Source organism: Lysobacter sp. Root76 (genome assembly GCF_001428685.1).
GTDB lineage: Bacteria > Pseudomonadota > Gammaproteobacteria > Xanthomonadales > Xanthomonadaceae > Lysobacter.
Genome location: NZ_LMIK01000001.1, coordinates 233,449 through 252,914, shown reverse-complemented (window position 1 = coordinate 252,914; position 19,466 = coordinate 233,449). Strand labels below are relative to the sequence as shown.

The following is a 19,466-nucleotide window of genomic DNA, read 5'->3' as shown; positions in this document are numbered from 1 at the left end:
GCCGCCGGCCGCGGCCGCCTCCTAGTCTGTGCCGCATGACGGGAATGCCCGTCCGCCGCCTGTGCGGGTCGCACCGCCGCCGGCGTCACCTTGGGGAGGAGAGCATCGTGATCGGACGTACCACCATGAGCCGTCGCAGTCTGAGTCTGGCCATCGCCTGCGCGCTGTTGGCGCCGACGGCCTGGGCGCAGGAGGCCGCGCCCGCCGCCGAAGGCAGCCAGGCCAAGACCCTGGGCTCGGTCACCGTCACCGCGCGCAAGCGCGAGGAGACGCTGCAGGAGGTGCCGGTCGCGGTCACCGCGTTCACCGCCGATTCGCTGGATCGGCTCAACGTCGAGGACCTCAGCGACCTCGATGCCCAGGTGCCCAACCTGACCATCTACGCCGCGCGCGGCTCCAGCAGCACCATCACCGCCTACATCCGCGGCGTCGGCCAGTCCGATCCGCTGTGGGGCGTGGATCCGGGCGTGGGCATCTACATGGACGACGTCTACATCGCGCGGCCGCAGGGCGCGCTGCTGGACGTGTTCGATGTCGACCGCATCGAAGTGCTGCGCGGCCCGCAGGGCACCCTGTACGGCAAGAACACCATCGGCGGCGCGATCAAGTACATCTCGCGCGGCCTGCCGACCTCGTTCGACGGCTTCGCCTCGGTGACGGTGGGCAACTACAACCAGCTCGACGTCAAGGCCGCGATCGGCGGCCCGATCGGCGGCGACGACGCGCTGCGCGGCCGGATCGCGGTGGCCAGCCTCAACCGCGACGGCTTCGGCGAGAACGTGGTCACCCACCAGGACGTCAGCGACAAGGAAATCCTGGCCCTGCGCGGCCAGCTCGGCGCCTACGTCAGCGACGACCTCAACATCCAGTTCGCGTTCGACTGGATGGACGACCAGTCCGGCGTGCGCGGCGCAAAAATGCTCGGTGCGAACCGCTTCGCCCCCGGCACCCAGCCCTTGAACAGCCGCTACGACGTGCGCAACGGCATGCCCAACGTCAACGACACCACGATCAAGGGCGCCTCGGTCGCGGTCAACTGGAACGCCAACGAGGACTGGGGGTTCAAGTACGTGCTGGCCAAGCGCGAGTCCGACACCGAAACCAACATCGACTTCGACACCCTGCAGAACAAGATCGCCGACGTGAAGGCGTTCTACAGCGACCAGCAGGTCAGCCACGAGCTGCAGGCCAACTACGACGGCGGCGGCCGGGCGCGCGGCGTGATGGGCATCTACGCCTTCGACGGCGAGGCCGGCGGCCAGGTCCTCAACAACTTCTTCAACCTGTCCTTCGGCGACACCCAGGGCATCGTCTACACCAAGAGCATCGCCGCCTACGCCGACTGGACCTTCGACCTGACCGAGCAGCTCAAGCTCGACGTCGGCGTGCGCTACACCGACGAGGACAAGCGCGCCAAGGTGCTCAACCGCGGCTATCGCGACGCCAGCTTCACCGTTCCCAACGGCGTGGTCGCGGCCAACTTCGACAAGCGCATCGGCTTCAAGAACACCTCGCCCAAGGTCTCGCTGGACTACCAGATCACCCCGGACATCCTGCTCTACGGCCTGGCCACGCGCGGTTTCAAGTCGGGCGGCTACAACATCCGCGCCCAGGCCACCGCGGTGCCGCGCTCGGCCGAGCCGTTCGACGACGAGGTCGTCGACAGCTACGAGATCGGCAGCAAGATGTCGTTCCTGGACCAGACCATGTTCTTGAACCTGGCCTACTTCCACAACAAGTACAAGGACATCCAGCTGTCGGTGTTCACCGCCTACGACAGCAACGGCGACGGCACCAACGATGCCTTCTTCGGCGACTTCACCAATGCCGGTTCCGGCACGGTCGACGGCCTGGAAGTCGAGTACCAGTGGCTGCCGAACCAGAACTGGCTGATCTCCGGCAACCTGGCCTGGCTGGACGCGAAGTACGACGAGTTCCTGTACGCCGGCGTCAACATCGCCAAGGAGCAGGAGTTCACCAACGCTCCGGAATTCTCCGGCGCGCTCAACGTCGAATACCGCACCGACCTGGCCAGCGGCGGCAACCTGGCCGCGCGCGTGGGCTACAGCTATCAGAGCGACGTGGTCGCGACCACCGAGATCGTGCGCACCGGCGCGGTGCCGATCACCCAGGACGGCTACGGCCTGATCAACGCCGGCGTGACCTGGAAGAGCGGCGGTCCGTGGACGGTGTCGCTGCAGGGCACCAACCTGGCCGACAAGGAATACCGCACCACCGGTTACAGCCTGAACTCGGCCCTGGGCGTGTTCACCGGTTTCTACGGCGCGCCGCGCCAGTACACGCTGTCGGTGCGCTACGACTTCTGATCGGCAGCGGCGGCGGATCGGACACGTCCGATCCGTCGCCGCAGGCCAAGGGGAGGGCGGTGGTTCGCGGTCGAGCGCCCGTCTGGGGAGACCGGGCGCTCGATCGCGGCTCACTTCGCTCCCGTACGGGGATACGCCGTCCGTTTCGACCCGCCGTCAGCGATCCCGCGGCCTTCTGTGGGAGCGGCGTGAGCCGCGATCGCTTTCCCCGCGCCGCGCCATGCAAAGCCGGCATCGCCGCCGCCTCCGCCGCGTCGCCTACATCGCGCCCTGGCCCTGATCGCCGGCTACGTTATTCTCAGCTGATGCCGCCGCAACGCTACCCATGCTGAGCCTCACCGCCGTCGCCCTGGCCAGCATGGCCTGGCTGGCGCTGATGTTCGGCACCGCGCTCTACGCCGAGCGCCGGCCGGCCGTACTGGCGCGACACTGGCGGCATATCTATTCCCTGTCGCTGGCGGTGCACTGCACTTCCTGGACCTTCTACGGCACCGTGACCCAGGCCGCGCGCTACGGCTGGCCGCTGCCGCCGACCTTCCTCGGCTCGATCCTGCTGTACGCGCTCGCGGTCGGTTTCATGATGAAGCTGGTGCGGCTGGCGCGCGAGACCAACGCGACCTCGCTGGCGGACCTGATCGCGACGCGATTGGGCAAGGATGCCTGGCTGGCCGCGACCGTGACCCTGATCGCCGCGCTCGGCCTGATCCCCTACATCGCGCTGCAGCTCAAGGCCGTGGCGATGAGCTTCGCGATGCTGACCACGCGCTCGCCCGATGCGGTCGCGTCGCCGGCCTGGCAGGACAGCGCGCTGTACGTGGCGCTGGCGATGGCGCTGTTCGCGATGCTGTTCGGCACCCGCCGCGCCAGCGCCGCCGAGCACAACCGCGGCCTGGTCCTGGCGATGGCGTTCGAGTCGGTGTTCAAGCTCGCCGCGATGCTGTCGCTGGGCCTGTTCGTATGGTTCGGCCTGGACGTGCCGGCAACGGCGGCCGCGCCGCCGCCGCCCGCCGACCCGGCCGGCGGTTTCGCGCCGCTGGTGCTGCTGGGCGCGCTGGCGATGTTCATCCTGCCGCACCAGTTCCATGTCGGCGTGGTCGAGTGCCGCGACGAGGGCGACGTGCGCACGGCGCGCTGGCAGTTTCCGCTGTACCTGGTGCTGATCGCGCTGCCGGTGCTGCCCTTGGCCAAGGCCGGGCAGGCCTTGCTGGGCGGCAGCGGGGTGCCTTCGGATCTGTACGTGCTGGCGCTGCCCTTGTCGCAGGGGCACGAAGGGCTGGCCCTGTTCGCGTTCCTCGGCGGGCTCAGCGCGGCCACCGGCATGGTCGTGGTCAGCACGCTGACCTTGAGCCTGATGATCGGCAACCACTGGTTCGCGCCGGGTCTGCTGCGCGGGCTGTGGTCGCGCAACGACGGCAGCGATCTGCGCGGCCACGTACTGGCGCTGCGCCGCAGCGGCATCGTCGTGATCATGCTGCTGGCCTGGGCTTACAGCCGCCTGATCGCCGGCAGCGAAGCGCTGGCGGACGTCGGCGCGGTGTCGTTCTCGGCGCTGGCGACGCTGGCGCCGGCGCTGGGCTTCGCGGTGTGGCGGCCGCAGACGCCGCCGCGCGCGGCGGTGATCGGCGTGCTTGCCGGTTTCGCCGCCTGGGCCTGGGTGCTGCTGCTGCCGATGATGCTGTCGGCGCGCGGCGTGGCCCCGGCCTGGCTGGAGAACGGGCCGTACGGCCTGGGCTCGCTGTCGCCGGAAGGGCTGTTCGGGCTCACCGGCTGGAGCCGGCTCGGGCGTGCGGTCGGCGCCAGCCTGTTCGTGGGCACGCTGGCCACGGTGATCGCGGCGGTGTGGCGGCGCGAGGCGCCGCGGCGCGCGCAACGCGGCCTGGACGTGCAGACCCTGCGCGACACCGGCCTGCGTTTCCTGCCGCGCGAGCGCGTCGCGCAACTGCTGCAGGGCGTGCCCAGCGGCGAAGCGGTGGCGGCGCAGATCGAGGCCCGGGTCGAACGCGAACTCGCGGCGGTGCTGGGTTCGGCCTCGGCGCGCGTGCTGCTGGACGCCGCGCGCCGCGACGCCGGACGCGATCTGGACACGGTCGCGGCGATCGTCGGCGAGGCTTCTGCCGACCTGCGCTTCAACCAGCGCGTGCTGGAAGCGGCGCTGCAGAACATGAGCCAGGGCATCAGCGTGGTCGACGCGCAGTTGCGCCTGGTGGCCTGGAACCGGCGCTACGCCGAGCTGTTCGATTTCCCGCCCGAACTGCTGCAGGTCGGGCGTCCGATCGCCGAACTCTCGCGCTGGGCCTTGCAGCGCATGCCGCCCTCGGGCCGGCCCTTGCAGGGCCAGCTCGAACGCGCGCTGGAACGGCGCCTGGCGTTCATGCGCGCCGGCACCCCGCACCTGTCCGAACGCGTGCTGCCCGACGGCAGCATCGTCGAGATCCGCGGCAACCCCATGCCCGGCGGCGGCTTCGTCGCCACTTTCACCGACGTCACCGCGTTCCGCCGCGCCGAGGCCGGGCTGATCCAGGCCAACGAAACCCTGGAACAGCGCGTGATCGAGCGCACGACCGATCTGGAGATCGCCAAGGGCGAAGCCGAACGCGCCAACGACGCCAAGAGCCGCTTCCTGGCCGCGATCGGCCACGACCTGATGCAGCCGCTGCACGCCGCGCAGTTGTTCGCCGACGCGCTGTCGCAGCAGGTGCAGGGCGCGCAGCAGCGCGAAACCGTGGCCCAGATCAGCGGCGCGCTGGATTCCACCGGCGACCTGCTGACCGGCTTGCTCGACATGTCGCGCCTGCAGGCCGGCGGCCTGGTGCCGCAGCCGCGCGAGTTTCCGCTGGCCGAGGTGCTGGAGCCGCTGGCTTCGGAATTCGGCGCGATCGCGGCCGCGCGCGGGCTGCGCTTCCGCTTCATCGCCACCGACGCCTGGATCCACAGCGACCCGCAGCTGCTGCGCCGGGTGCTGCAGAACTTCCTCGCCAACGCGGTGCGCTACGCCCTGCGCGGCAGCGTGCTGCTGGGGGTGCGTCGCGACGGCGGCCACCTGCGCATCGAAGTGCACGACACCGGCCCGGGCATCGCCCTGGAACATCAGGTCGCGATTTTCGAGGAGTTCCGCCGTGGCGAAGACGCGCCTGGGCAGGGCCTGGGCCTTGGTCTGTCGATCGCCGACCGCATCGCCCAGCTGCTGGATGCGCCGCTGAGCCTGCGCAGCCATCTCGGCCGCGGTACCGCATTCGCGGTGCGGGTGCCGCGGGTGCCCGCGCGCGGCGCGCATACCGGCGCCTACGCCGGCGCGCATCGCGCGCGCGGCCGCACCGGCCTGCGCGTGCTCGCGGTCGACAACGATGCGCAGGCGCTGGCGGCGCTGGCCGAACTGCTGCGGCGCTGGGGTTTCGAAGTCGCGACCGCGGCCGACGGCGAGCATGCCCGGCAGCTGATGCACGATGCGCCGGCCTCGCTGTGGCTGTTCGACTACCATCTCGACCGCGGCGATACCGGCGTCGCCCTGGCCGAACGCCTGGCGGCTGAGTTCGGGCCGCGGCCGAGCCTGATCCTCAGCGCCGACAGCGGCGAGAGCGTGCGTCGCGCCGTGCACGAGGCCGGGCTGTCGCTGCTGACCAAGCCGCTCAAACCGCTGGCGCTGAAGTCGGTGCTGGACCGGATGCTGGCGGCGCGCGAGTTGGAGTGTTCGTAGCAGGGGCCGGCTGCGGTTCCGGCGGCGCCGTATCCGAATCGTCGTGTCGGCATTGAGCGCAGGCTCTGGCGATGGCGCGATGCGCAACGACCCGCATCCGCACCGTCGCGCCGTCATCGAACTCAGGTCCTCGCAATGATGCGATGCGCAACGTCCCATCGATGAATGCGGCGATTTTCTTGCGCTGCGTCCAGGAATCGCGCATCGCCGCGGCTTTCCGGCGACCTGCGGCCCGGGCCTGAGATAGGGTCCGCCCGGCAGGGGGTTCGCGTTTCAAAGGAGAGGAACGATGAAGACCAAGTCGATGGTGCTGTCGTATATGTTGGCGGCCGGTATCGGCCTGTTCGCGGCGCTGCCCGCGCAGGCTTCGTGTCAAAGCATCTGCGTGCGTCTGTACAACATCTGCCTGGCCAGCGGCGAGACGCCGGCCGCGTGCGAGGCCGAACGCGCGGCGTGCTTCGCCGATTGCGGGTCCGGGGGTGGGGCCAAGGCCCTGACCCTGCAGCCGCGCAAGCAAACTTGCGAGGCGGCGGCGCATCGGGCGCAGTGCGACTACCGCGCGCCGCAACGGCTGCGGTTGAGCGCGAGCTGATTCGGGTCCGGATCGGTTCCGGATTGGGCCCGCGCCGGGAGCGGCGTCGATCGGCGCCGCTCCCCTTGCGGGTTATCCCTGCTTCCTGTGGGAGCGGCGTAAGCCGCGATCGCGGCATTCGGTAACGACGCAAGCTCGCTCGCCCATGCTCTGCTTTGCATGAGGAGCCGAATCTCGTCGCCGGAGGAGTGTCCTTATCGCGGCTTACGCCGCTCCCACAGGAAGCGGCGGCATCGCTCAGTCGGCGATCCGGCGCGCCGGATCGCTGAGTTCGAGTTCGCGCAGGACCACGCCGGCCTGGGTGCGGTTGCGCACGCCGAGACGGTCGAAGATCGCCGACAGGTGAGCCTTGACCGTGCGTTCCTGCACGTCCAGGCGGTCGGCGATCTGCTTGTTGAGCAGACCGTCGGCGACCAGGGCCAGCACCCGGAACTGCTGCGGCGACAGGCTGGCCAGGCGCGCGGCGAGGTCGGCGTCGGCCGTGGCGCTGTCGGTGCGCGCGACCGCGGCGCGCAGCGAGGCCGGCAACCATTGCTCGCAAGCCAGCACGGCACGGATCGCGTCGCGCAGCTCGTCCAGGCCCGAACTCTTGGGCAGATAGCCGGCGGCGCCGTGGTCGAGCGCGCGCCGGACCACGCGCGGGTCGTCGTTGGCCGAGACCACGACCACCGCCACGCCCGGGTACTGGGCGCGGATCGCCGCCAGTCCGGCCAGGCCATGGTTGCCGGGCATGTGCAGGTCGAGCAGGACCAGGTCGATCCCCGGTTCGGCGTCGAGCGCGGCGAGTACGCCGTCGAGGGTGTCGGTCTCGCGCACCTGGGTGTCGGCGACCGCGTCCGCGGCGGCCTGGCGCAATGCGGCGCGGAACAGCGGGTGGTCGTCGGCGATCAGCAGGGTCGGCATCTTCGCTAGCCTAGCGCACCGGGCCGCCGCGCACGGCGGGCCTGTACGAAAGTACGATGAGGGCGCAGCGGCGGCTTGCTACGCTCGGCGTATGAATCCGCCCAATATCAAGCCGCCCGTCCTGCGTGCCGCCGCGGCCTGCGCCGCGCTGCTCGTTCCCTTCGTGCTCGCCGCCTGCGCCAGCGGCGGCGCGCGCCTCGCCAAGGAGTCCGCGCCGATGTTCACCGCGCAACGCGTCAGCGAGCACCGCGGCGACGACGATCTGCTCACCGCCGGCCTCGGCTTGGCCGGGCTGCGCGCGCTGGCGCCGCCGGCGTTCGCGCAGGCCGACGCGCCCAGCGTGGCGGAGCTGCGCCGGCGCGCGATCTGGGCCAATTGGCGCGGTATCGCTGACCTCGCTCCGGGCGGCGGTTACGGCGAGCTCTACGGCAGCACCGTCGCGGTGCCGGGCCGCGAGTTCAGTGCTCTGGCCACCGTGCCCGGCGCCAGCAAGCCGCACCGCGTGCTGGTGCAGGTGCCGGACGGCTTCGACGCCGGCAAGCGTTGCGTGGTGGTCGCCGCTTCCTCGGGCTCGCGCGGGATCTACGGCGCGATTTCGGTCGCCGCGGCCTGGGGCCTGCCCAAGGGCTGCGCGATCGCCTACACCGACAAGGGCACCGGCACCGATTACTTCGATCTGGACGCGGGCGAGGGCGTGCGCGCCGACGGCACGGTCGGCGCGCGCGACGCGACGCTGGCGTTCCCGCCGGACGCGGCCGTCGGCGTCACCGGCGTCGCCTTCAAGCACGCGCATTCGACCGACAACCCCGAGGCCGACTGGGGCCGGCACGTGAAGCAGGCCGCGCAGTTCGCCTTGCATGCGTTGGACCAGGCGCTGCCGCAATCGGCTCCGTTCACCTTCGCCAACACGCGGGTGATCGCGGTCGGTATTTCCAACGGCGGCGGCGCGGTGCTGCGCGCGGCCGAACTCGAAGGTGACTGGTTGGACGCGGTGGTCGCCGGCGAACCCAGCGTGCTCGCCGAAGGCGGCCGCGCCCTTTACGACTACACCACGCAGGCCGCGCTGCTGATGCCCTGCGCGCTGCTCGATCCCGCCCTGGGCCCGCTGCCGCAGCCGCCGCTGGCGGCCCAGGTCGCGCCGCTGTGGACGCAGCGCTGCGCCTCGCTCAAGGCCGCCGGCCTGGTCGAAGGCGACGACACCGCGGCGCAGGCGCGTTCGGCGCACGAGCAACTCAGGGCCCAAGGCTGGACCGAGCAGGCGCTGCGCTCCGGCGCGCTGTCGGTCGGTTTCGACCTGTGGCGCGCGGTGGCGGTCACCTACGCCTCGGCCTATGGTCGCTATCGCGTCGGCGAGCACCCCTGCGGCTATTCGTTCTCGGCCTTGAATCCGGATTTCAGCCCGCGTGCGGCCACCGCCGCCGAGCGCGCGGCGTGGTGGGCCGATGGCAGCGGCATTCCGCCGGGCGCGGGCGTGGGCATCGTCGATAGCAAGATGCAGCTGCCCGATCCCGGTTTCGCCGGCCTGCAATGCCTGCGCGCACTGTGGCAAGGGCAGGGCGCCGACGCCGATCGCGTGCGCAAGGGCGTGGCCGAAACCCGCGCCGGCCTGCCGCGTGCGGGGCTGCCGGTGCTGGTGATCCACGGCAGCGACGACGGCCTGATTCCGCCCGCGTTCACCAGCGCGCCCTACGTGCGCCAGGCCCAGGCGGCCGGACGCGACGTGCGCTACTGGCAGGTGCGCAACGCCCAGCACTTCGACGCCTTCCTCGGCCTGCCGGACTACGGCGCGCGTTATCTGCCGCTGCTGCCCTACGTGTACGAGGCGCTGGATCGGGTCTCGGCGCACCTGGACAGCGGCGCGCCGCTGCCGGCCGACGCGACCATCGCGACCGTGCCGCGCGGCGTCGGCAAGCCGATATCGGCGGCGAATCTGGCGATGCCGCGCTGAGGCGCTCGCGGCCTCGACCGGGTCGAGGCCGTCCTGTGACGACAGGAACGAGCTCAGTCGCGATCGCCAGCCCGCGTCATCGCGACTCGCCTCGCTCTCAGCAGACGCCGCCATGACGGGCCGTCGCGGCACGCCCTGACACAGGGCTTCCGCGTCAGATTCCTGTCCGCTCAGCGCATCGCCGCGGGCAACCGCGCCCCTCCGCCCATTCGTCAAGCCCTTGCCTGCCTCGCACCGCCTTTGGCAGGCTGTCGGTTTCCACCACCGGTCCTCGTCCGCGATGGCCGGCCCAGGGAGCGCCGCATGAAGCGCCATTTTTCGATGCTCCGCGATTTCCACCTTGCGGACTGGTTCACCCTCGCCAACGCCTTCTGCGGCACCGGCGCGATCTTCGCGGCGATGCGTTTCCTGCAGGAGGGCGGGGTGCGCGATCTGATGATCGGCATGGCCCTGATCCCGCTGGCCTTCATCTTCGATGCGCTGGACGGCCGCGTCGCGCGCTGGCGCAAGTCTTCGTCCACGCTCGGGCGCGAGCTGGATTCGCTGGCCGACGTGATCTCCTTCGGTGTAGCTCCGGCCGCGCTGGCCTACGCCTGCGGCCTGCAGGGCGGCTGGGACTGGGCGGTGCTGAGCTACTTCGTCGGCTGCGGCGTGAGCCGCCTGGCGCGCTACAACGTCACCGCCGAGGCGCTGGCGGGCGAGGACGACAAGGTCAAATACTTCGAGGGCACGCCGATCCCGACCAGCCTGCTGCTGGTGGTGGTGCTGGCGGTCGCGGCCTGGCAGGGCGCGATCGGCCAGGATCTGTGGCTGGGCGTGGTCCGGCTCGGCCCCTGGCAGTTCCACCCGCTGGTGCTGATGTTCGCGCTCTCGGGCTCGCTGATGATCAGCAAGACCTTGCGCATCCCCAAGCCCTGAACGGGTCCCGCGGCGCGTGCGCGCGAGCCACGGCGCGGCGCGAGCGACCTGAGTCGCGATGGGGCCTGCGGCCTTCTATGCCGCCACGACCGTTGCCCGCATCGACCTTAGGGCGATGCGAGGCGGCTGATTCGCCCGATCGCGTGCCGCCCGGCACAGGCTGACGCGACGCAACATCGCGTTGTTATGATCGACCCAAACTTGGAGGGTGCGATGGCCAATCACGGATTCGGCGGTTTCAAGCCAGGCGGCGGCTTCGATGCGGGCAGCTTTGGACAGGGCGGCCTTGGACAAGGCGACTTCGATGCGGTCGCGCGCCAGTACTGGAACGCCTGGGGCGAAATGATGCGCGGCGCGCCCGCGCCGACCCAGACCGCGGCGCCAGGCTGGAACGAGGCCGTGCAGTGGTGGTCGCAGTTGGCCCAGGGCGGCCGCAGCGAGGCCAACGAGGCGCTGGAGCGTTTCAACGCGCAGGCGCGCGGCTGGTTCGGGCAGATGCAGCAGCTGGCGGCGCAGTTCGCCGGCCGCGACGCCTCCGCCGGCGACATCGCCCAGGCCTGGAAGCAAGCGCTGGGCGGCGCCGGCGCCAATCCCTTCGCCGACGTGTTCGGCAGCATGCGCGGCCCGGGCCAGAACGATCTTTCGCAGTGGCTGGAACAGGCCGCGCCGTATCTGCAGCAATGGCAGCGCGACGGCCAGTCCTGGCTGGGCATGCCCGCGTTCGGCTTCGCCCGCGAGCACCAGGAACGCCTGCAGGCGCTGGCCTTGGCGCAGTCGAACTACCAGCAGCAAAGCCAGGCCTACAACGCCCTGATGGCCGAAGCCGGGCAGAACGCGTTCGCGCGCTTCGAGGACAAGCTCGCCGAGCGCAGCGAACCGGGCCGCCAGCTGCAGTCGGCGCGCGCGCTGTTCGATCTGTGGATCGACGCCGCCGAAGACGCCTACGCCGAGATCGCGCTGTCGCCGCGTTTCCGCGACGCCTATGCCGCGCTGGTCAATTCGCAGATGAAGCTGCGCGGCGCGATCCAGACCGAAATCGAGCACGCGACCGGCCAGTTCGGCATTCCCACCCGCACCGAGATCGACGCCGCGCACCGCAAGATCGTGCAGCTGGAACGCGAAGTGCGGCGCCTGCGCGACGCCATCCAGGCGCCGGCGCCCGCGCGCGCGAACCCGCGCACGAGCGAGCCGGCCGCCAACGACGCTGCGCGCGCCAAGCCCGCACCCGCGCCTGCACCGAAACCAGCGGCGACCGCGAAGCAGGCCAGCGCCAGCAAACCGGCCGCGAAGAAAGCCGCCGCGAAGAAATCGGCGATCGCCCGTCCGCAACCGCCGGCGCGGCCGGTCGCGAGCAAGGCCGCCGCCAAGCAGGCCAGTAAGCCGACCAAGGTGAGCAAGCCGGGCAAGGCCGGCAAGACCCAGGGAGCGCGCTGACATGACCGGTCCGATCCAGTTCACTCCCGAATCGCTGGCCCAGGAAGCGATGCGCACCCAGGCCAAGCTGCGCGCCGGCCTGGACACCTTGCGCGAGGTCGACGACGTCGACTACGGCGCGACCCGCAAGGAAGAAGTCTGGCGCGACGGCAAGGTCGTGTTGTACCGCTACCGCGGCGAAACCGCGCCCACGGCCAAGGTGCCGCTGCTGATCGCCTACGCCCTGGTCAACCGGCCGTACATGGTCGATCTGCAGTCGGACAAGTCGATCGTGCGCGGCCTGCTCGAGCGCGGCGAGGACGTCTACATCCTCGACTGGGGCTACCCCGACCGCTCCGACCGCTACCTCGAACTCGAGGACTACATCCAGCGTTTCCTCGGCGGCGCGGTGGACTACCTGCGCGGCGCCCACCGCATGGATGCGGTCAACCTGCTCGGCATCTGCCAGGGCGGCGCGTTCTCGCTGTGCTACAGCGCCCTGAACCCGGGCAAGATCCGCAACTTCATCGCCATGGTCACGCCGGTGGATTTCCACACCGGCGACAACATGCTGTCGAACTGGACCCGCAACCTCGACGTCGATCAGTTCGTCGACACGCTCGGCAACGTGCAGGCCGACCTGATGAACTGGTGCTACCTCACGCTCAAGCCCTGGCGCCTGTTCGTGCAGAAGTACGTCGGCCTGGTCGACATCCTCGACGACAAGCGCGCGCTGGAGGATTTCCTGCGCATGGAAAAGTGGATCTTCGACTCGCCCGACCAGGCCGGCGAAGCCTTCCGCCAATTCATCAAGCAGTTCTACCAGGGCAACGGCTTCGTCAAGGGCGGCATCGACATCGGCGGGCGCGCGGTCGACCTGCGCTATCTGGACATGCCGGTGCTGAATATCTACGCCGAGCAGGACCACCTGGTCCCGCCCGACGCTTCGCGCGCGCTGCGCGGGCTGGTCGGCACCACCGACTACACCGAACTCTCGTTCAAGGGCGGCCACATCGGCATCTACGTGTCCAGCCGCGCCCAGCGCGAAGTGCCCAGCGCGATCCACGAGTGGCTGGAGCAGCGCTCGCGCTGAAGGCCGGAGGGCAGGGCCCGGCTTCAGGGCCCCGACGCCTGCGGCACGACAGTTCGCGCACCGTCGCGCTAGGCTAGGGCCCCCACGCCCGAGACCGCCCCGCGTATGCGCCGTCTGCTCGTACCGCTGCTGCTGATCCTGCTCGCCGCCTGCCGCGGCACCGCTCCGGCGGTCGATACCGCCGCGGCCTCGCCCGTACCGGCGACTGCGCCGGCGCCCGCGCCCGCGCAGCCGAAAGCCCCCAACGACTGGGCCCGGTTCGAGCCCGACATCGCCGCCTTCGAGGCCGAAGACAGCCGCGTGCGCCGCATGCCCGGCGCGGTGGTGTTCGTCGGCAGTTCCTCGTTCCGGCTGTGGACCACGCTGCACGAGGATCTGCCCGGCATCGTCGCGATCAACCGCGGCTACGGCGGCTCGCGCGTGTACGACTCGGTCCACTACGCCGACCGCATCGTCACCCCGTACCAGCCGCGCGCGGTGGTGTTCTACGCCGGCGACAACGACCTCCAGGAAGGGCGCACGCCGCGCGAAGTCGCCCAGAATTTCGCGGCCTTCGTCGAGCGCGTGCGTGCGGCGCAGCCGAAGCTGCCGGTCGCCTTCGTCTCGATCAAGCCCAGCCCGGTGCGCGCGCAGCTGCTGCCGCAGGTGCGCAGCGCCAACCTGCTGATCCGCGAATACGCCGCCAGCCACCAGGTCGCCTATCTGGATGTCTACACGCCGATGCTCGACGCCCGGGGCCAGCCGCGCGAGGAGTTGTTCGTCGCCGACCGCCTGCACATGAACGAAAAGGGCTATGCGATCTGGGCGGGCGTGCTCGGTCCCTGGCTGCGTGGGTTGTAATGCCGGCATGAATACGCGTCTGTCCGCCGTCCTGTTCGCGCTGTTGGCCCTGGTCGCGGCCCAGGCCCAGGCCGCGCCGCCGCCGCAGGCCGAGCGCGAGATCGAACAGCTGATCGCCGCCCTGGCGCGCTCGGGCTGCCAGTTCCAGCGCAACGGCAGCTGGTACGACGCGGGCCAGGCCCAGGCCCACCTGCGCAAGAAGTACGCTTACCTGCGCAAGCGCGACATGGTCGCCAGCGCCGAGCAGTTCATCGAGCGCGCCGGCAGCGAAAGCAGCATGAGCGGACGCGCCTATCAGATCCGTTGCGGTACCGCCGCGGCGATGCCGTCGGCGAACTGGCTGCGCGCGCGCCTGAACGAAATTCGCGGCAAGCCCGCAGCCAAGCCGGCCGCCGCGCCGCCGCCGCGCTGAGGCGTTAGACTGCCGGCGTCGCCGCCAGGAGCGTGTATATGAGCCAAGCATCGCGACCCTTCGTCCGTTCGCGCCACGACCGCATGATCGCCGGCGTGGTCGGCGGCATCGCTCAGCGTTTCGGCTGGAACGCGACCCTGCTGCGCGCGATCTACGTGATCGTGTCGATCGCCTCGGCCGCGTTTCCCGGCATCCTCGTGTACCTGATCCTGTGGCTGCTGATGCCCGAAGAGGGCTCTTCCTGAATCCGCAGCTGCGCGTCGTCGGTCGCGCGCTCGGCGTCGTCTGGGCGTCGCCGGTGAGCGTGCTGGGCCTGCTCGCGGGCGTGGTCGGAATGGCCTTCGGCGCTCATGCCCACCTGCGCCGGCGCGAGTTCGCGCTGGTGTTCCACCGCTGGCCCTGGGGGCCGGGCGGCGCGATCACCCTGGGCAATGTGATCCTGCACACCGGCGACAGCCTGGATTCGCCCTGCGTGACCTATGCCCATCGCGCCGGTCACGGCGACGAGCCGGACATCCAGCTCGCCGACCACGAACGCGCGCACGTCTACCAGTACATGGTGCTGGGGCCGCTGTTCCTGCCGCTGTACCTGCTCTGCGGCGGAGTCAGCGTGCGCAACCGTTTTGAGCGCGCCGCCGACCGTTATGCCCAGACCGGCCGCGGCTGGTGGCCCTGGACGAAGTGACGGGAGCCGTCATTACAGAAATTTGACCGGGACCTAACGCCGCCGCGGATATCCTTCCAGCGTCGGAGAAAAACCAACGGGCGCAAGCCCGATGCAACCGCTCCGACACGGAAGGCCCGGCCACCGAGGTAACACTCGAAGACTGGGCCTTCTCATTTTTGCGGCATCTATCCGCAAAACCTTTCTGGCCCCCTGTGGGAGCGGCGTAAGCCGCGATCGCGCGATCCCACGCGCCCGCGCGGCCATCGGCAAGCTCATCGCGGCTTACGCCGCTCCCACAGAAAGCGGCGAAGGTGCTTGGGGCTGCAGCGTTGGTGCGGGAACGGGAGCCGGATCCCAGCGCTCGCGGATCGTCGCCATCGGCGAGTTCTTCGCGGCTTACGCCGCTCCCACAGAAAGCGATGCCGATGCCGACGCTTAGCGTTGCAGCGGCAACACCGCCGCCGTCTCGCCGCCGGGCGCGGCATCCGGGCCGTAGCGCCTTTCGACGAACACGATCGACTCCGAGCCGACCAGCACGATGGTGCTGCAGCGGGTGCCGTAGCGTTCGCCGCGCACGAACGGCGGCGACAGTACGCGTTCGAGTTCCAGGCCGACGCCGGTATCGGGCAGTTCCGCATCCGGCGCGGGCGTGGTGTCGGCGAGCGCGGCAAACAGCGGTTGCAAGGCCGCGGCATCGGGCCTGGCCTGCTCGGAGGCGGGCGAGTCCAGCCAGGCCGAGAGCGCGCGCGTGGCGTGGCCGCTCTTGGGCCACTGCGCATCGAAGGCGCCGTTGGACATGGCGTGCACGCCGGGCACGATCGGGTATTCGGTGTATGTCGGGTAGTTGCTGGCGAAAGCCAGCGCCTGTCCGTCCCACAGCACCAGGTTGAAGCGGCCGTAGTCGGGCGCCTGTTCGCGTACCGTCGCCAAGGTCTCGTGCGCGGATGCGCTGCCGCGCACGAAGCCGCGCACCAGCGCGCCGCGCGAACGCGGCGCGGCATCGGGCGCGAGACCGGCGCGGACGTTGGTGACTGCGGCCAGGCGCCCGCGCGTGGACACCATCAGCCAGCCGCCGCCCTGGACCAGGTCGCGGCCGCCGTAGACGTCGGGCGATTCGGGGTCGGGACCGGCCGCGGCGGCGGCGCGCGCGTGCGATTCGTCGCGGTTGGCGATCAGGGCGAGTGGGTAGCGCGGATGGCTACGCCAGGACAAAGCGATCAGGCACATGCTGCGATGCTACCGCGGACGCGGCCGATTGCCGCGTCCGCGGGCGCTCAACGATGGCGGACGATGCGCGGGTCGCTGAGCAGACGTGCGAGGTAGCCGCGGCGTCCGCTCGAACGCGGAGATTCGGCTTGCGTGTCCGGCGCCAGCATCGCCGGTTGCGAGGCCATGCCCATGCCGGCGCCCGCGCCCTGCAACGCAAGATCGGTGCCTTGGACGATACCCAGCGGCGCATAACCGCTGTAGCCGGGGAACACCGTGCCGAGCTGGTTGTTGCCCATGCGCCGGACCAGGATTTCCGATAGCACCCGGCGGTGGTCGGTGGTCACCGGCACGTCGCCGTAGTACGCCGACAGCGTTTCCGGATTCAGCCCCGGCCACTGGCCGTAAAAGCGGCGGCCGTTGACCGCGCCGCCCATCACCATCACCGGATTGCCGTAGCCGTGGTCGGTGCCGCGGTTGGCGTTCTCGCGCACGCGGCGGCCGAACTCCGACTGCACCACCGTGGTCACGCGGGACAGGTGGCCGCTGGCCGCCAGTTCGTTGTGGAACGCGGCCAGCGCCGCCGAGAGTTCGGCGATCTTGTTCTGGTAGTAGTGATAACCGCTGCCGGCGCTGCCCTGGCCGTCGTGGGTGTCCCAGCCGCCCAGGTCGAGGGTGGCGTAGCGCAGGCCGAGGTTGAAGCGGATCGACTGCGCGATGGTCCACAGCTGTTCGGCGAAATTGCCGGTCGGCCAGTTCGCCGGCAGCGGCGCATAGGTCTGCTGCGCGATCACCCGCAGCGAACCGTCGGCGCGCAGGCCGCCGATCTCCAGGCCGGTGTTGCCGTTCCACATCGAGGCCAGGGTTTCGTTGACGCCGCGCAGGCCCGCCGGCGAATCCGAGCGGGTCTTCTGCCACTGCCAGGCGCCGGAATCGAGCGCGAAATCCGACGGCCGCCCCATGGTCAGCGCGCGGGTGGTGCCGTTGAGGTTGGCCGGCTGGCGGTTGTTCACCGCCAGCGCCGGCATCGCCTCGGCACCGCTGGTGCCGGGCTGGGTGTTCATCGCCCGCGCCAGCCAACCCACGCCGCCGCCCTGGCCGGGCGTGCCGAGGTCGATCGACAGCTGGGCGTCGAAATGGCTGCGCGTGACCGAGGTCAGCAGGCCGCAGGCGTGCACGATCGCGAGCTGGCCGGTGTTCCAGATGTCGCGCAGCCCGGTCGCCGACGGATGCAGGCCGAAGCCGGTGCCCGCGCCGCCGGCCAGGGTCAGCGGCAGCGCGCCGTAGGTGCCGCTGGTGGCGATCTGCAGCGCCGGCCGCGCTTGTTCGTAGAACGTGCGGTCGCTGCCGTCCACCGGCACCACCAGGTTGAGGCCGTCCATGCCGCCGCGCAGGAACAGGAACACCACGGTGTCGTGCGCGTTGGCCGCCGCTTGCGCGTCGCCGGAGAACAGCAGGGTCGGGCCGACCGCGCCGACCGCGGCGGTGGCGGCGCAGGCCTTGAGGAAGTGACGGCGGCTGAGGGTGATCGAAGGCATGGCGGTTTCCTCAGCGGCTCAGGAATTCGGGCGTCATCAACACCAGCGACACCATGCTGCGCAGGCGTTGCTGGTTGTAGTGGCGCTTGAGGTCGGTGCCGGCCCAGGTGTCGGTGTCGGTGATCACGTAGCTCGCCGGATCGCCGTTCTGGGCCATGAACGCGATCAGCGACTGGCGCCGCGCCGCGTCGGGCAGGTAGCCGAGCAGACGCCGGCACCAGTAGTCGACCAGGTTGGGCGCGGTCCAGCTGGCGACCTCGCTGCGGCTGAGCTGCAGGATCGGCAGCAGCGGCACGCTGGTGTCGCTGGTCTCGGTGAGCCAGTTGAGCATCTTCCACGTGGTCGCGTAGGTGCTCGCGCCCGACCAGGCCAGACCGGTGTCGGGATAACCGTTCGGTGCCGGCCAGTCGTAGGGCGCATGGCCGGTGAAGCCGAAGCGGTACAGAAAGTCGTCCGACTTCGAATGCGCCGGGCGCAGGGTCCAGTCGCTGCCGCTGGCGCGCATCGCCGCGACGATGGCCTCGAACGGGCGCCGGTTCTTCTGCCCCCAGGCATTGCTGAAAGCGCTGGAGTTGAGGATATGGCGCAGCACGTGCTCGATCTGGTTCGGGCTCTGCCACTGCTGGCGGAACACCGCCGCGGCCGAGGCGACCAGGTCCGGCGGCGGCGTGTCGTTGACGAATCGCCGCACCAGCTTGGCGCAGACGAAGCGGGCGACGCCGGGATGGCTGGCGAGGCGGTCGAGCACGTCGCGGCCGTCCTTCATCGCCGGCTGCTCGGGATTGAGCAGGCGGCCGAGCACGAACTTCGGACCCGCGTCGTGCCAAGCCTGGCGATAGACGAAGGTGCCGTCGTTCTCGGTCGGGTACTGCCAGTTCGCGTTCTTCAGGCTCCAGCCGGTGAACGCCGACGCGGTCTCGTACACGTCGATGTCGGTATAGCCGGACGGGTAGGCGGCGTCTTCGGGATCGGGCGGCACCAGGAAGGGATCGGTGAAGCCCAGGTAGCGGCCGGCGCCGAGGGTGTGCAGTTCCAGCAGTTCGCGCGCCCAGTTCTCGTTCGGGCCGGAACGGCTGTTGGAGACGTTGTCGAGGTAGAACAGCATCGACGGGCTGCAAGCCACGTCCTCGAGCATGGTGCGGAAATTGCCGAACGCCGACTTGCGCAGCACGTCGCGGTCGTAATGCACGTACACCGGGCCGGAGGCGAAGTCGTTGGCGGTGACGTTGAAGTGGTCGTGCCAGAAATTGACCATCACCTCGCGCAGCTGGCGCTTGGAATAGGTCGCGCGCACGAAGGCCGCGCGCTGGATCTCCCAGGCCGGGCGCATGCGCACGTCGTAGACCGGATCGGGCACCACATGGTCCGCCCACAGCTGGGTCAGCGACTTGCCCAGCGTGGTGTAGCCGGCCGCGCTCAGGCGCGCCTCGACCGCGCTGTCGTCGATCGCGGTCCAGTCCAGCTGCCAGTCGATGTAGTTCTGCAGGCGCTGGGTGTCGTTCGAGCCCAAACCGTTGAACTCCGCCAGCGCCGTCGGCGTGACGCCGTAGCTCATGTTGTTGAGCGCGCGGATCGCCAGACCGGGGCGGGCGAGGGTGACGAGCTGCGCCTGCGAATCGCGCGACATCGACGGCGCGCCGGCCATCTGCGGCGCATCCTCGCTCCATGCTGTCGCTGCGGGCTGCGCCGCGGCGGCCGCGGCCTCCTGGATTTCCTGCGCGCGCGCAGAGTTCTCGAACCGCTGCGGCCGGATCCAACGACCCTTGCCGTAACGACGGAACAGGTGCGACTGCGCCAACGCCCGTTCGCGCCTGGCTTTGCGATTCATGACCGATTCCCCGGGACTTCCCCTTTGTCCAGCAGTATCCGGGCTGGCAGTGACAGGGGAACGCGAATCTAGTCACATAAATGGTGT

Annotated in this window: 15 protein-coding genes; 11 read left to right on the top strand and 4 right to left on the bottom strand. The window is 70.2% G+C overall.

The features are described 5' to 3' along the window. Positions 1-125: 125 nt before the first annotated feature. The 3 genes from ASE10_RS00975 to ASE10_RS00965 all read left to right on the top strand — a co-directional run bounded on the left by ASE10_RS00975 (position 126) and on the right by ASE10_RS00965 (position 6,613). Positions 126-2,327, top strand: a complete 2,202-nt coding sequence (locus tag ASE10_RS00975) for a TonB-dependent receptor (protein WP_055899710.1) — start codon at positions 126-128, stop codon at positions 2,325-2,327. Between the two features lie 325 nt (positions 2,328-2,652). Further along, positions 2,653-6,021, top strand: a complete 3,369-nt coding sequence (locus tag ASE10_RS00970) for a PAS-domain containing protein (RefSeq protein WP_055899708.1) — start codon at positions 2,653-2,655, stop codon at positions 6,019-6,021. 289 nt (positions 6,022-6,310) lie between these two features. Then, positions 6,311-6,613, top strand: a complete 303-nt coding sequence (locus ASE10_RS00965; RefSeq protein WP_056305548.1) for a hypothetical protein — start codon at positions 6,311-6,313, stop codon at positions 6,611-6,613. Positions 6,614-6,850: 237 nt separating this feature from the next. Here the strand turns inward: ASE10_RS00965 and ASE10_RS00960 are convergent, their stop codons facing one another. Then, positions 6,851-7,516 carry a response regulator transcription factor gene (locus ASE10_RS00960; protein WP_055899702.1) on the bottom strand — a complete coding sequence of 222 codons (666 nt, stop codon included), beginning with the start codon at positions 7,514-7,516 and terminating at the stop codon, positions 6,851-6,853. Positions 7,517-7,607: 91 nt separating this feature from the next. On the opposite strand from ASE10_RS00960, the gene ASE10_RS00955 reads away from it, so the two are divergent. From ASE10_RS00955 to ASE10_RS00920, 8 genes are all read left to right on the top strand, one after another. Beyond that, positions 7,608-9,464 (top strand): 3-hydroxybutyrate oligomer hydrolase family protein, encoded by a 1,857-nt coding sequence (locus tag ASE10_RS00955; RefSeq protein WP_082559504.1) that lies wholly within the window; start codon positions 7,608-7,610, stop codon positions 9,462-9,464. 303 nt (positions 9,465-9,767) lie between these two features. Then, positions 9,768-10,382, top strand: coding sequence for a CDP-alcohol phosphatidyltransferase family protein (locus ASE10_RS00950; RefSeq protein ID WP_055899699.1), 615 nt, complete (start codon positions 9,768-9,770; stop codon positions 10,380-10,382). 213 nt (positions 10,383-10,595) lie between these two features. Next, entirely contained in the window at positions 10,596-11,816 is a 1,221-nt protein-coding gene (gene phaE / locus ASE10_RS00945) for a class III poly(R)-hydroxyalkanoic acid synthase subunit PhaE (protein WP_055899696.1), read from the top strand. Position 11,817: 1 nt separating this feature from the next. Continuing rightward, positions 11,818-12,888, top strand: coding sequence for a class III poly(R)-hydroxyalkanoic acid synthase subunit PhaC (locus ASE10_RS00940; protein WP_056305546.1), 1,071 nt, complete (start codon positions 11,818-11,820; stop codon positions 12,886-12,888). A 105-nt stretch (positions 12,889-12,993) separates the two neighbouring features. Beyond that, positions 12,994-13,728, top strand: coding sequence for an SGNH/GDSL hydrolase family protein (locus ASE10_RS00935; protein WP_056305544.1), 735 nt, complete (start codon positions 12,994-12,996; stop codon positions 13,726-13,728). A gap of 7 nt (positions 13,729-13,735) precedes the next feature. Continuing rightward, a complete protein-coding gene (locus ASE10_RS00930) occupies positions 13,736-14,140 on the top strand; it encodes a DUF5329 domain-containing protein (RefSeq protein ID WP_055899687.1) in 405 nt (134 codons plus the stop codon). Between the two features lie 38 nt (positions 14,141-14,178). Beyond that, complete coding sequence (locus tag ASE10_RS00925; RefSeq protein ID WP_055899684.1) at positions 14,179-14,385, top strand: PspC domain-containing protein; 207 nt, start codon at positions 14,179-14,181, stop codon at positions 14,383-14,385. Between the two features lie 53 nt (positions 14,386-14,438). Beyond that, the gene (locus ASE10_RS00920) at positions 14,439-14,825 is read left to right on the top strand and encodes a hypothetical protein (protein WP_327037111.1); all 387 of its coding nucleotides are present in this window, start codon (positions 14,439-14,441) and stop codon (positions 14,823-14,825) included. 417 nt (positions 14,826-15,242) lie between these two features. Here ASE10_RS00920 and ASE10_RS00915 read toward each other — a convergent pair whose 3' ends face one another. The 3 genes from ASE10_RS00915 to ASE10_RS00905 are packed head-to-tail and all read right to left on the bottom strand — an operon-like array spanning position 15,243 to position 19,379. Further along, positions 15,243-16,034 carry an NRDE family protein gene (locus ASE10_RS00915; protein WP_055899681.1) on the bottom strand — a complete coding sequence of 264 codons (792 nt, stop codon included), beginning with the start codon at positions 16,032-16,034 and terminating at the stop codon, positions 15,243-15,245. A gap of 47 nt (positions 16,035-16,081) precedes the next feature. Continuing rightward, positions 16,082-17,551, bottom strand: coding sequence for a DUF1501 domain-containing protein (locus tag ASE10_RS00910; protein WP_056305541.1), 1,470 nt, complete (start codon positions 17,549-17,551; stop codon positions 16,082-16,084). A gap of 10 nt (positions 17,552-17,561) precedes the next feature. Further along, entirely contained in the window at positions 17,562-19,379 is a 1,818-nt protein-coding gene (locus ASE10_RS00905) for a DUF1800 domain-containing protein (RefSeq protein ID WP_055899675.1), read from the bottom strand. Positions 19,380-19,466: the final 87 nt, after the last annotated feature.